General features: G+C 43.1%; 13 protein-coding genes. 9 read left to right on the top strand and 4 right to left on the bottom strand.

Annotated features, from left to right (window positions below; all coding sequences use genetic code 11):
- Window positions 1-527: 527 nt before the first annotated feature.
- From E4665_RS11075 to E4665_RS11070, 3 genes are all read left to right on the top strand, one after another.
- Complete coding sequence (locus E4665_RS11075; protein WP_135348859.1) at window positions 528-1,952, top strand: MFS transporter; 1,425 nt, start codon at window positions 528-530, stop codon at window positions 1,950-1,952.
- A 327-nt stretch (window positions 1,953-2,279) separates the two neighbouring features.
- Entirely contained in the window at window positions 2,280-2,408 is a 129-nt protein-coding gene (locus E4665_RS18695; RefSeq protein WP_277752223.1) for a hypothetical protein, read from the top strand.
- A gap of 81 nt (window positions 2,409-2,489) precedes the next feature.
- Window positions 2,490-3,005, top strand: a complete 516-nt coding sequence (locus E4665_RS11070) for a GNAT family N-acetyltransferase (protein ID WP_135348858.1) — start codon at window positions 2,490-2,492, stop codon at window positions 3,003-3,005.
- Between the two features lie 107 nt (window positions 3,006-3,112).
- On the opposite strand, the gene E4665_RS11065 is transcribed toward E4665_RS11070, so the two are convergent.
- Entirely contained in the window at window positions 3,113-3,931 is an 819-nt protein-coding gene (locus E4665_RS11065) for a hypothetical protein (RefSeq protein ID WP_135348857.1), read from the bottom strand.
- A 194-nt stretch (window positions 3,932-4,125) separates the two neighbouring features.
- On the opposite strand from E4665_RS11065, the gene E4665_RS11060 reads away from it, so the two are divergent.
- The 3 genes from E4665_RS11060 to E4665_RS11050 are packed head-to-tail and all read left to right on the top strand — an operon-like array spanning window position 4,126 to window position 6,823.
- Complete coding sequence (locus E4665_RS11060) at window positions 4,126-5,688, top strand: class I adenylate-forming enzyme family protein (RefSeq protein ID WP_135348856.1); 1,563 nt, start codon at window positions 4,126-4,128, stop codon at window positions 5,686-5,688.
- Between the two features lie 31 nt (window positions 5,689-5,719).
- A complete protein-coding gene (locus tag E4665_RS11055) occupies window positions 5,720-6,205 on the top strand; it encodes a GNAT family N-acetyltransferase (RefSeq protein ID WP_135348855.1) in 486 nt (161 codons plus the stop codon).
- 36 nt (window positions 6,206-6,241) lie between these two features.
- Window positions 6,242-6,823: a GNAT family N-acetyltransferase gene (locus E4665_RS11050; protein ID WP_422067255.1), complete on the top strand. Its 582-nt coding sequence runs from the start codon at window positions 6,242-6,244 to the stop codon at window positions 6,821-6,823.
- A 37-nt stretch (window positions 6,824-6,860) separates the two neighbouring features.
- On the opposite strand, the gene E4665_RS11045 is transcribed toward E4665_RS11050, so the two are convergent.
- Window positions 6,861-7,742: a DMT family transporter gene (locus E4665_RS11045; protein ID WP_135348853.1), complete on the bottom strand. Its 882-nt coding sequence runs from the start codon at window positions 7,740-7,742 to the stop codon at window positions 6,861-6,863.
- A 335-nt stretch (window positions 7,743-8,077) separates the two neighbouring features.
- Here E4665_RS11045 and E4665_RS11040 point away from each other — a divergent pair, with 335 nt between their 5' ends.
- The gene (locus E4665_RS11040; RefSeq protein ID WP_135348852.1) at window positions 8,078-9,322 is read left to right on the top strand and encodes an MFS transporter; all 1,245 of its coding nucleotides are present in this window, start codon (window positions 8,078-8,080) and stop codon (window positions 9,320-9,322) included.
- Between the two features lie 157 nt (window positions 9,323-9,479).
- On the opposite strand, the gene E4665_RS11035 is transcribed toward E4665_RS11040, so the two are convergent.
- Window positions 9,480-10,244, bottom strand: a complete 765-nt coding sequence (locus E4665_RS11035; protein WP_241654816.1) for a nuclease-related domain-containing protein — start codon at window positions 10,242-10,244, stop codon at window positions 9,480-9,482.
- A gap of 525 nt (window positions 10,245-10,769) precedes the next feature.
- On the opposite strand from E4665_RS11035, the gene E4665_RS11030 reads away from it, so the two are divergent.
- Both E4665_RS11030 and E4665_RS11025 read left to right on the top strand, forming a co-directional pair.
- Window positions 10,770-11,966 carry an MFS transporter gene (locus tag E4665_RS11030; protein WP_135348851.1) on the top strand — a complete coding sequence of 399 codons (1,197 nt, stop codon included), beginning with the start codon at window positions 10,770-10,772 and terminating at the stop codon, window positions 11,964-11,966.
- A 136-nt stretch (window positions 11,967-12,102) separates the two neighbouring features.
- Complete coding sequence (locus E4665_RS11025; RefSeq protein WP_338326006.1) at window positions 12,103-12,534, top strand: phage holin family protein; 432 nt, start codon at window positions 12,103-12,105, stop codon at window positions 12,532-12,534.
- Between the two features lie 134 nt (window positions 12,535-12,668).
- Here the strand turns inward: E4665_RS11025 and E4665_RS11020 are convergent, their stop codons facing one another.
- On the bottom strand, window positions 12,669-12,947 hold the full coding sequence (locus tag E4665_RS11020) for a DUF3243 domain-containing protein (RefSeq protein ID WP_135348849.1): 279 nt from the start codon (window positions 12,945-12,947) through the stop codon (window positions 12,669-12,671).
- Window positions 12,948-13,043 lie beyond the last annotated feature (96 nt).

Here is a 13,043-nt window from a genome sequence, read left to right as displayed (position 1 = left end):
CGTTTGCAGGGACTAGCCGTTTTGTCTTTGTTTATTTTCATTCAATAGTAGGGCATAGCAACCATTTGTAAATTCCATATGGCGCTTGCGTGTCCTTTTCATGACCAGTAAGGGTACAGCTAAGTGCAACCGCTCAAAATCCCATTCGATCATGAATGGGATTTTTTTTAAAGATAAGAAATCTGGCCAATAAAACAGGGTCTTGGATGAGATCCAAAGCGGAGGTGCGAGACGCCTGCGGCAAGCGAGCAACCAGAGCGTCGCCGGAAGAAGACAAAACAATTCGTATCACAGGTTTTTCTTACACCTTTTTGGATTCCATTCCTTAAAAAAGTGACAGTCAGAGAAAAAATTTTCCCTTACGAAGTCTTTCCGACTTTGATTCAAAGTCAGAATGATCAAGGATCAGTAGGATTGTAAGAAGAGCGCTAGAGAAAGAAACAGGGTTTTTAGGTACCCAAAGAGATTGTTTCGAAAGGAAATTAGAATAACCGGATTCGGACGAAAACTCAAAGGAGAGAGTCTATATGAATGCAGAAGGGGTTATCAGCAATCGCAGAGTAAAGAGTCAGAGCAAAATGAATGATGAAGCAATGAAACACTATTCGGAGCGTGAAAAACAACAACTTGAGGTGCGCATTAATAATCTCCCGGTAACTCGGACGATGTACAAAGTTTTTACATTAATTACGCTCGGAATGATGCTGGACGGTTTTGATGTTTATCTAGCAGGAGGCGTGCTTGGCCAACTGGTTCAGACAGGGTGGTCCTCTGTTACCCTAAATGCCGCGTTTATCTCAACAACATTTATAGGACTGTTTATTGGATCAATTGTCACGGGATTTGTTGGTGATTGGAAGGGGCGTCAATTTGCCTATCAAATCAATCTGTTAATTTTTGGCGCAGCATCACTGGCAAGTTTCTTTGCGCCGAATATGACCATGCTGATAATACTCAGGGGCATCAGCGGGATCGGTCTAGGTGCTGAAATTGTGACTGGTTTTGCTTTATTAGGGGAATTTGTTCCGGCACATTCAAGAGGAAAATGGGTAGCAACACTTTCTTTCCTGGCCAATTGTACGGCACCAATGACAACTTTTATTGCTTACTTAGTCATTCCAAACATTGGATGGCGGTGGATGTTTGTCATTGTTGGTGTTTGCTCTGTGGTTGTCTGGTTCTTCAGGCGCAATCTGCCTGAATCTCCAAGATGGTATTTTTCACAGGGTGAATACGAAAAAGCTGAAGAAGTCGTTCATATTTTCGAAACAGAGGCTGAAGAAAAATCTGGGAACCCTTATCAGACCGATTATAAATATGCTGCAAATCAGTATCATCAGATCATGAACAAACAAAGCAGTTTCAATGAAATAATCAATAAAAGGACAGTCATCAGGTTCATCTTAGCTTGTTTTATCCTCGCAGCCATCAATACATCAGTTTATACGTTTGTAACGTGGGTACCGACACTACTCGTTAAAAAGGGCATTACGATCTCCCACTCATTGGTTTTTACCATGCTGATGATGTTTGGTGCGCCGATCGGAGCTTTTGTCGGGCGGGTGACTGTTGATAAAATCGGACGTAAGTGGAATATCGTGGGTGCATTTTTCATGACTGCCATCCTTGGCATCACTTATGCCTTTCAGACAGACTCCGTTTCCATTATGGTGACTGGCTTTTTTATGACAGTTTGCCTGTATGTGCTTATGGCAGTCGGTTTAGCTGTTTATGTTCCGGAACTTTTTCCAACACCGATCCGTCTGCGTACAAACGGAATGGCACAAGCTTTCGGTCGATTATTTACCATTGTCACACCTTATGCCGTCGCCTGGCTGCTCATTAATCAGGGTATGATTAGTATCTTTGTTCTTATGGGCATTTTTCTAGTAATTGTCGCGGTCCTTACCATAATTTGTGGCCCGGAAACAAAGCAGCAGATTTTGAAATGACAGCCGACGCTTTAACAATATGGGCAGAGATGTATTGCCGCAAACGCTGAGCGGAATCAAAGAATCCTGACCGAATAAATAAGAGCAACAGCGATCTAAAACATGCTCCAAATCTCGTGATCCTATTTGAAAACTTGAACTTGACTGCTATTTTTATTGATTGGACGGATTAGTTGAGAAAAGTGTTTTGCTTGACAGTGGACGATAAATAATAGATTTTTATCGTTCATGGCATTTTCACTTTGTTAAAATAGAAATCAATGGAAAGAGAACACATTCAACTTGAAAATTGCTGTGATTACAGATGTACACTGAAATGATCATGCTTTGAAAGCAGCGCTCTGTGAAATCGGCCGTGAGAATGTTGCGTGCATCTATTGCCTGACCGGTATCATTGCGATTGTTCAGGATACCAATGAAGTGCTTGCCGCACTCTTCGGATGTTTCACTGATTAAAAGTTCCAGAGTGACAGTTTATTTTAAAGGTTTTCCACGGCATCCAGTAATCTAAATCAGACATTTAAGGAGGAATCATGAATGTTTCAATTGACAGAGCCATCAATAGAACTGGAAAAAAGTTATAAGGACTACATCAATGAATGGGAAGCGACGGGAGAGGAAATTGTTCCGACTGCAGCGAAAAGGGATGGAAAGAGCTTTGTAGAATTGATTAAAGAGTGGGAGGCTCAAAAAACGGATCAGGTATATGAGCGGGGATGGGTTCCGGCTTCACTGTACTTTCTGATTGATGAAAATAAAAAAATATATGGTGCGCTGCAAATCAGGCATGAATTAAATCAATCTTTACTAAATATGGGCGGGCACATCGGCTATGGAATCAGGCCTTCCGAGCGGCGAAAGGGACTTGCGACCCAAATGCTCTCGCTTTCTTTTGAAAGAGTGAAAAAATTGGGCATTGAAAAAGTGCTGGTCACTTGTGACAAGAATAATATCGGCTCTGCAAAAACGATCATCAAGAATGGTGGTGTTCTGGAAAACGAGGTGGAGGGAGAAGACAGAATAACTCAGAGATACTGGATTAAAATAGATTGAGGGAATTAGGGGATGGCTGGTAACCTTATCGAAAAACGCACCGCAGGGAAAAATTTTCCCTGCAGTGCGTTTTTTTTGATCACATAGTTACCCATTTCTGCTGTCAATTATTTCATCAGAACGGCGATGGATAGTAATTTCAACGGGTCATTGATACCAGTAAGTTCATAAATTGTCTTACCTTCCTGCCACATTACATAATTCTGCCGACTGTCTGTATAGACCTGAATAGTGCCATATTGATGTGGTATCGGCAATGAGTGGATTTCCAAATAAGAAACAACCTTTTTAGCAAGCACGATTCCCTTTGATGCATCTGACGTTGGTGAAAGAGCCATTAGCGTCCAGCGGCCTTCATTCCAGGAAATTCCGGCAGTTCCTGCCCCCGCGTCCGCATACCCCGTAATCTTGTGACCAAGATTAACGGAGCTGCCGTCTGATTTTCCATATTTGTGAAATGAAATTTGTTTTGCGGCTTCGGAACTGCTAGCGTAAGTCGTTGATTTGAGTGTTGCCAGGGTCTGTGCTGCCCCCAGCGATGAATCATTAATTTTGACTGGTTGACCGGTCTGCTTAAAGGATACCGTGTACCCGGATGAAGTCTCATTTACCGTTGCGGAAGCGTATTTGCCTTTTTCAACAGTCAAAGCTCTGGGAAGCAGGACTTCATTATGATTCTTCAGACTTGTCCGTACATCTTTAAGCACTTGTTCTGGCGTACCGGTTTTTATACTCGCAGTACTGCTGCTTGGGCTGCCTGAATTACTGCTCGCTGACGAACTGGTCTGAGAACTGTCGGCCTGGCTCGAAGAGGACTGCTGAGCAGCTGAACTAGAGCCTTGGTTGTCATTTGATGAAGACTGTGAACAACCGGTTATCAGGATAGCGGAAAACAGGACTGAGAGAATGACACTCAGTTTTTTCATGATCTCACCCTCTTTTCTTCAAATTAAACCTGTCCCTCTTTATATTATCTGATAGAAACAGTGGTCATTGCAAGAGTATTTGTTATCATGTACCTGTTCGATATTAGAAAAGCCTTTATGGCTATTGGTGGGACTTTTTCATTGTCAGACTCAACTTCTTGCTGTATTTTATTTACAAAGAAGAGGGGCTGACAATGTATAAAGGAAAGAAAACATTAAGTTCATTGCTGGCACATCAGGCTGAAGCCTTTCCCAACAAGGTGCTGTTTTATTTTCATGGCGAATCTTACACCTATGGCCGCGTCAATGAAGAAGCAGCCCACGTTGCCGCAGCATTAAAAAAACTGGGGATATCCAAGGGGGACCGGGTCATTATTGGAATGACGAATTCTCCTGAAGAACTGATCGCTTTTGCCGCGGTGGCGCGAGCAGGTGCCATTTATATTCCAACACATGCTAAATTCCAAACGAGAGAAATCGCTTATTATTTGAAGGATTCTGAGGCGCGAGCAGTGATCGGAACCCAAGAATTTATTCATAAGGTTGAGGAATGCAGAGGCGAATCAGATAAGCTTCATTTGTTGATTCAGGTTGACGGCAATGCGGAGGGAGCTATCTATTCATGGGCCAGTTTGACTAAAGAGCCGGATACATGGGACGCCGGATCTTCTCCTGATGATCCACTTGCGATTTATTACACTTCCGGCACGACTGGAAAACCAAAGGGTGCGATTCTATTAAATGGCAGGTTTCTGAACAATAGTCTCCGGCTTGGTTCATCATTGCATTATACAGAAAAAGAAGTCACAGTGAATACATTACCTTATACACATGTCTTTGCGCCAATTGTTGAATGGATTCCAATGATGTTTTACGGCAGTCATTTTGTATTGCGCGATGCATTCCATCCGCGCAGCGTTTTGGAAGAGATGAACAAATACAGGGCGACATTTATTGCGGGTGTGCCCGCGATGTTTATGGCAATGCTCGAAGAGATTAAGCGGGCTCCTGATAAGTATGATTTCACAGAGTTACGTTTTGCCTTTGTGGGAGCTGCGCCAATGCCGCTTCAACTGCAAACAGAACTGGAAAATATTATGGGAGCACCGTTCATTCAGGGAAGCGGCCAGACAGAAAGCGGACCGCTTCTAACGCTTGAGCCTCTTGAAAGAACAGAGGGTATACATCCTGGGACGTGCGGGACAACAAAAATATACGAAGACATTAAAACCCGTATTATTGATCAGGATGGGTATGATGTCCCTCTTGGTGACATTGGAGAACTGATCGTTCAAAGCCCGGATATTATGGCCGGTTACTGGAGACGTCCTGAGGAGACCAGGCGAACCATTGTCGACGGATGGCTGCACACCGGGGATCTTGCGCGGGAAGATGAAGATGGCTACTTTTACTTGGTGGATCGTAAAAAAGATATGATCATTACCAGAGGGCAGAATGTTTATCCGGTAGAAATTGAAAATATCATTTACAATCTTACCGAAGTTAAAGAAGTTGCTGTGATTGGTTTGCCGGACTCCATCAGAGAAGAATCAGTGGAAGCTTTCATTGTTTTAAAAGAAGGCCGGACACTGACAGAAAAGCAGGTCAAAGATTGCTGCAGGGACAAACTGACTGATTACAAACGCCCGCGTCATGTTCATTTTGTGGATGGCTTTCCGAAAACCGTATCCGGTAAAATTCGAAAAGCACAATTCAAGAAGCAGCTGCTGGAAAAATTGAACCGGAAATTAAGATGACTTTTGTATGTCACGGTAGGGATGTGGAGTTATGGATCTGATTGTTCGTAAAGCAGTAATGGCAGATATGGAAAGAATAAGAGAAATTGCCGAGATCACATGGGGAGAAACATATAAGGGACTTATCCCAGAAGAAATACAATCTAGATTTCTTGAATTCGCCTATTCGGATCGGAACCTTGAATGGAGAATTGAGCGCACACTCTTTTTCGTAGCTATGGAGGGAAAAAAGCTTGTAGGTTTTGCCAACGCTTCCGTAAGAGATGATTTTGCTGAACTCATGGCAATTTACGTTCTTCCAGACTCCCAGAGATGTGGAATTGGAAGTATGCTGCTGAAAGTGATCACCGAAGATCTTATCGGGATTTCAAAGATGATTGTTGCTGTTGAAGCGGGAAACAAATTGGGTGAGAGTTTTTACCACACGAAAGGATTTAAAGTGGTAGAGGATTGCGAAGAGGACTTCATTGGCTATAAACTGAAAACCAGATGGATGGAACAACACCTTCAGAAATAGGAAATAGCCTGTCACTCGGAGAGGAGAATACTGCAAATGATCAGAGAATACTGCAAAAACGATGAAGAAGGTTGGTTGCGCTGCCGCGTTTTGTCTTTTTTACACACAGCGTATTATGACAACGTCTTGACGAAGAAGGAGTCTTACACTCATCCGTCAATTGAGCTAGTCGCGGTTGAATCAGGGGAAATTGTCGGCCTGATTGATGTTGAATATGAAACGAGGCCAAAGACGGTGTGTACATTGTGCTCTTCCATGGGCGGGATGATCTGGCACATCGCTGTACATCCCGATTTTCAGAGAAAGGGTATTGGCGCACAGCTGCTCCTGGCAGCGGAACAAAAATTGAAAAAGCTCGGCATTTTTGAACTTGAGGCGTGGACAAGAGATGACCCGTGGGTGAACGAATGGTACCAGAAAAACGGCTTTAGAAAAGGCAGCAGCAATCTTCACGTTTTCATTGACGGAGAGGAAGTGGATCGAGCCGTTTGCTCTTCGATCCCAGGGCTGAAGCCCCTTGAAGCTTTTGCTCACTATTCGGGAGAGAATAAAGAAAAAATAAGGAAGTCATTTAACCGAGTATATGAATGCAGGGGGTATTATAAAAAGATAAGATGATGAACAGAGGCATTGCAATTGAACCTTCTGCATCTGTTCAATTTTTGTCCTTTGATAAAAAGACTGAGATACCAGCCAGGATCACAAAAATACCGATCCCTTGCTGAAGGGTGATGCCTTGCCCCAAAATAATATAAGCAAGGATGCATGTACCGATGGGTTCACCAAGTATACTCATGGAAATGGTTGATGTGCTCATCCATTTGATGAGCCAGTTAAAAACCGTTTGCCCCAAAATCGTTGAAATAAGCGCAAGACCTGCAAACCAAACCCAGTTTAGGGTTGAATATCCAGTCAGTGTGAACCCATGGAGTAAAGAATAGGCAAAAAGAAAAATGGCGCTGCTTCCGTATCCAAGAATAGCGTAGGGAACGAGTGACAGATGTTTTCGAAGCCCCTGACCAATAAGAAAATAGGCAGTTATAACACCGGCGGCAATAAACGCGAGAATGTCACCAAAGAGTGCAGTTCCGTTGATCTGAAAATCCTGCCATCCAATAACCACACTGCCGGCAATAGCGAGAAGACCCCCAAATATGGCACGCCGTGTCAATCTTTCTCCGAATAGGAAAAATCCTCCGATGAATGCGAACAGCGGCTGCAAAGTAACGAGAACCGTTGAACTGGCTACAGAAGTGAAGCGTAGCGATTCGAACCAAAGTGTATAGTGAGCGGCGAGAAAAACACCGGATAGTAATCCGAGCAACCACTGTCTCTTTGAAAGGCCTTTTAGTTCCAACCAATTGGATTTTTTTATAATAAGAAAAGGCAGAAGTACGAGGGCAGAAAAAAGCATCCGATAACCGGCGATGATCGTCGAAGGGGCATCGGAAAGCTTGACAAAAATAGCGGACGTCGATAATGCAAAAACGCCAAAAAACAGAAGGATGTATGAGAAATTTGGATTTAAAGATTTCAAAGAAACACCCCGCGAGTTAGTTCATCACAACAACTAGCATACGCTATTGGATCATTGCCGACAATCCTCTGAAAGCTGATACCTGAGGTTTGATTGATACGTGAAGAAGATCGGTGTATATTGTAGACGTAAGTTTTTTTTTACATATTACCAGAGGTGAAAAAAGTTTATGAAATTATCCGTTGTCCGCATGTTGGTTTTTGCTTAAAACGGGAGATTTGCGCCCTTTTTAAGTAAAACTGACAGCAGGATAAGGGAGTTTGTATCTGGGCCAAATCCGGTGGGTGGGTGACACTCCTGCAGTCAGAAACAATAATGACTCAGGGGGATCATCAATGGCTTCACTTTATCAAAATAAAAATTTTGTATTATTGTTCTCAGGCAGGCTGATCAGCAACATGGGCGACAGTCTGTACTATATCGCTGCCATGTGGTTGGCCTATGATTTAGGAGGTTCCTCATTTTATTCGGGGCTTGCCGGATTTCTGACACTCCTTCCTGAATTTTTTTCATTTCTTGCCGGTCCGATTGTGGATCGGGTGGTTCTTAAAAAGGTGCTGATTGTCCCGAATTTAGTTCAGGGCATACTGGTACTGCTTGTACCACTGCTTTATTTACTCCATTTGCTCACGGTTACGGGTGTTTTGGTCATTATGCCACTGATTGCTATGTTCGATCTGTTTCCCTTTCCTGCTGAAAATGCGCTGATCCCAAAATTGATCAGTGAGAAATATCTGGTCAAAGCGAATTCAGCCATGTCCTTTGCTTATCAGGGAACAGATCTTGTGTTCAGTTCCTTAGGTGGGATTCTAATCGCTGTGATTGGAGCGGTAAGCCTGTACTTTATCGACTCTGTGACATTTTTTATTGCCGCTCTCTTATTTGCTCTTTTGCGCCTTGGAAAGAGCGCATCCCTGCAGAAACCAGAAGGAAAATCGCCCTCTTATTGGGCCGATTTATCAGAAGGCCTCCAATTTGTCCTTCATCCATTAATATTGAAGATGCTTTTTCCGTTTCTGATTAGCAATTTTGTGCTGAGCGGGGTGTTGGCTATTTTTCCCGCTTTCTCGAAACAGATCGGAGGTCCCGCTGTTTACGGGATTCTGATGAGCAGTTATACGGCTGGATTTCTGGCTGGAACTCTGCTGTCAGGATTCGTTTCACAAAAATTCAGCATGGGAAAAGCAGTCATTTATGGATATGGATGCTCAGGTATCATGTGGATCCTGATGGATCTGGCGGCACCTCACTCTGTTCCTTTGGCCTGCATCTTTTTAGCGATGGCCAACATTCCCGTTGGCGCAACCAACATTTTGTTCAGTTCTTTTTTTCAGATTGTTCCTCCATCAAATATGATCGGTAGAGTCGCTGCTGTTACTGAAAGTTTGATTGCAGCAGCCATGCCGTTAGGGTCGCTCGCAGGAGGGGTTTTAGCCTCTTGGACAGGAACTCATGCCATCATTATCAGTCAGGGAGTAGTTATTATTTTGATCGCAGTCTATTGGCTGCTGACGAAAAAACTGCGTCAACTGCCGGATATTGATCATCTTAGTACACAATTGCTCGGAATGGATTCTTAAGAATTTATGCAGCCTCTTTTTTTAGCTTGGGGCTGTATTTTTTTTGAATCAATACTCGGTTTGGAATCTATCTATTAAGTACGGAATTTATCGAGACTCACTAGGATATATCGCCCTTCGTCAGGATATATCGCCACTCATGTGGAAATATCGCTCTTCATGAAAAAATATCAATATTCATAGTATCTTTATTATTTAGCAGATCTAATGATAAATGATAAACTCGCCCTTTGTTTTCGCCTTCATAGTGTGAACTTACTGATGAAAAAATATGTTTAGCCACTGCGGATGACTCGAGCATCAGAAAGTCTCGACATTGCTTGTTTGTAATGGCTGGACCGAAAATGAGAAAGTAGTCACGAAGTGCAGCAAGATGTGCATTTTTTGAAAAATGCCCGCATTGATCACAGTACCAGTTACGCTTTTTTCTTATCATGTGAAAGTGGCTGCAGTTCGGGCATTGGACACCCTTAATAATATTTTCAGGAAATAATGACTTCATTGAGGAAAACAGATCGATGATTAACGGACGATGGCTAGCAAGTAGTTGATTCCCTATATCCCGAAGGTTTGAGTGATGAATAAAAGTTTTTGTGTGGTTTTTAATGATCCTGTCCAGTTCTTTTCCGAGGAAGGCTTTTCGGATTATTTTGGCGTGCGAAGGGTCATTGGATCCTTCTATTTGGAGTTGAGCAGGGGAAGTGATAACGACACGACTTTCACTGGGGTAATCTGGAACAATAATGTGATGATCGAGCCATTTTTGAAACTGGTCTTCCAGCCTTTCCGCCTGTAGAAGCGGATCATCAAAAACATCTGTACGTCCGTCAATTTCCCTGGTCATTTGCCACAAGCCATGATTAAGTGTTAGTTTTCCAATGATATTTTTAGCTTCAAGTATCAGAAAAAAACGTGGAGACATGATCAGCCAGTCAATCTGAAAAAATGGATTTGGTCAGGCAAGCGGAGATTGTGAAATAAGAGGAATTCTTTCTCAGGAAGATAATCAAGGAAATACTTTATCGACTGTTCGTCGCGGAAACCAGCCATACTTTTTTTGAATCGGCTTTCTATTTCATTTCTGGCGCTATAGGCAGGGAGGATCCTTTTCAAATAGGCTTCATACTGTTGAATATGGTATGGAATTTTTATTTCTTTACAATACATTCATACACCTCGATTTTTAAGATAATATTTATGTTCTCGCTAAACGGATAAATCTCCTTCCGGTTTTGTGAGAAAAAGGGAAAATTATTGTGAACAATACCAGTAAAATGTTTTACCCCTCCTTCGTACAGAAATATTGCCCTCCGTTAGGTTATTTGCCGAAAACAACATCTTTCAAAGGTGAACTTTTTACAATCTTTCGAACGCAAAACGTTATGTTTCGTCCGAAAATGATTATCTGTTAGTATTAAAGTATTGTTTTTCATCGGGAGGTTTTTCAATGAATGTCGCTGTACACACACTTGGTACGAAGCGCCAGCTCGGGGCAAAACGCCAATTAGTCAGTCTGAGCCTGACTCACTTCTTGAACGATGTCATGACGACAGGCCTTGTTCCAGCACTTTTGCCACTCTATAAAACGGCCTTTCATCTCAGTTATCTGCAGGCCGGAGTGATCCTCTTTGTATCAATGATCACATCCTCTGTTTCGCAGCCAGTATTTGGTCTAATGACAGATAAGCATCCGAAAACCTGGTTCCTGCCAATCGGCATTTGCCTGACTGGATTCGGGCTGACGGCCTCCGGATTTGCACCGGCATACTGGATCCTGCTTCTTCTAGTAGGCTTGTCCGGCATTGGTTCCGGTATTTTTCATCCGGAGGCGATGCGCGGGGCATATATGGCTGCCGGAACCGCCCGTGGAACTGCACAGGCGATTTTTCAGGTCGGAGGAAACTTCGGGCAGGCATGTGGGCCGCTGTTATTGCCACTCTTTTTAATTGCCACTGGACTCCACGGGCTTGGCTGGTTCGCTTTTGCTACATTGGCTGCTTTTGTTCTTGTTTGCTCTGTGATGCCATGGTATAAGAAAAGTTTGATTAAAAATAAGGCTCATCAGGCAGAAATAAGAGGGAAAAATCATCCGGGCGGGCTGATTCTTCTGACCATTGTCGTCATTTTCAGGTCATGGACACAGATTGGTGTTGCCGGATTTCTGCCCTTTCTTTACCTGAATCAAGGCATATCTTTGAAAAATGGTGATCTTATGACCTTTCTTTTTCTGGCAGCCGGAGCTGTGGGCACCTTTCTGGGCGGACGATTCTCCGACAGGATCAGCCACAAATGGCTGATCTTCTTTTCAATGGTTGTCACGATTCCCTTTGCCTGGCTGTTGCCGCATGTTCACGGTATCTGGTCCATTATCGTTCTGTTCATCTTCGGTCTGTTCGTCCTTTCGTCTTTTGCTGTGACTGTTGTCTACGGACAGCTGATGTTTCCGAAAAATATCGGCTTGGTTTCCGGTCTGATGGTTGGGTTTGGTATCGGCGCCGGAGGAATCGGCGCAACACTGATCGGCTGGCTTTCCGACCAGTACGGCGTTTATGCCGTCTTTAATCTTTTTGTGTTTCTGCCATTGTTCGCCGCAATCATTACCTTGTTTTTACCCAGTGAAAAAAGTTTGCGGGAAGCAGAATAAACTTCATATAGTTTCAACCGAATTAAATAAGGCCCTCCAGGGTCTTTTTTTTTGTAAATAAAATCGGAAAAAACTCGTTTGAAACGCCTTTTCAGAGACTATCAGACAAACATATACTGTAACGAACAGAATTGAGGTGACAGGATTGAACCATTATGAGCTTATTTATGGAGGAACAGCGGCACTATTAGGAGCATTGATTACTTATCTGTTCGGAAACTGGAATCCGTTATTGGGCATTCTGATTACCTTTGTTGTGATTGATTATATTTCCGGATTGACTGCTGCGGCATATCTCGGCAAACTGTCCAGTACTGTTGGATTTCAGGGAATCGCCAAAAAAGGAATGATTTTCTTTATAGTCGCTGTGGCCCATTTGTCGGATCAAATTATCGGTCTCGACCACATCGTGATGAGCGCGACCATTTATTTTTACCTGGCAAATGAGCTGATCTCAATTGTTGAAAACGCGGGAGAGATCGGTTTGCCGGTTCCTGACCGGATTAAAAGCATGATTGAGGTACTGAAAGAAAGAGGGGGACAGAATGATCATCCAAAAGATCATTGACGGTGCCGAGTCCGGATCACGGTTGTATCGGGAAGAAGCTTTTCTGAAGAAATAAACCGGAAGAGATTAACTCTTCCATTTTTATTTCTTCAGAAAAAAATCCCCGCGCCTTGCGCAGGGATCATAACAGACCATTATTTCTGCAGCTCCGGCTGTTTCTGCGATCCATTGTTTGCCACAAGCTTCATAATGAGACGGGCGATCGTCTTATGTTCGTTCTCATCAGCAACACTCCACAAGTCTGAAAGAAGTCTTTCCTGTTCATTTTTCGGATCGACATGTTCGGCAAGATACCCGCCAATCTTTGTTGCGAACTCATTAATCGTCTCGGAACTAGCACCAACGTTTTCCGCTCGGTGCATCTGATCAGCCAAAAAATCCTTCCATTGATCCCAGTTATTCAGCAATGACATTTTAAAATCCTCCCTTGGTTGAAATACAAAATTAGCCTGTATTTAAAGCTGCCATTTTATTCATGAAATAAGAAGAATCACTTGATCATTCATCTT

The sequence above is a fragment of the Sporolactobacillus shoreae genome, assembly GCF_004684935.1.
Lineage (GTDB): Bacteria > Bacillota > Bacilli > Bacillales > Sporolactobacillaceae > Sporolactobacillus > Sporolactobacillus shoreae.
Note: the sequence above shows the minus strand (reverse complement) of the source record. Positions and strands in the feature narration are given on the sequence as shown.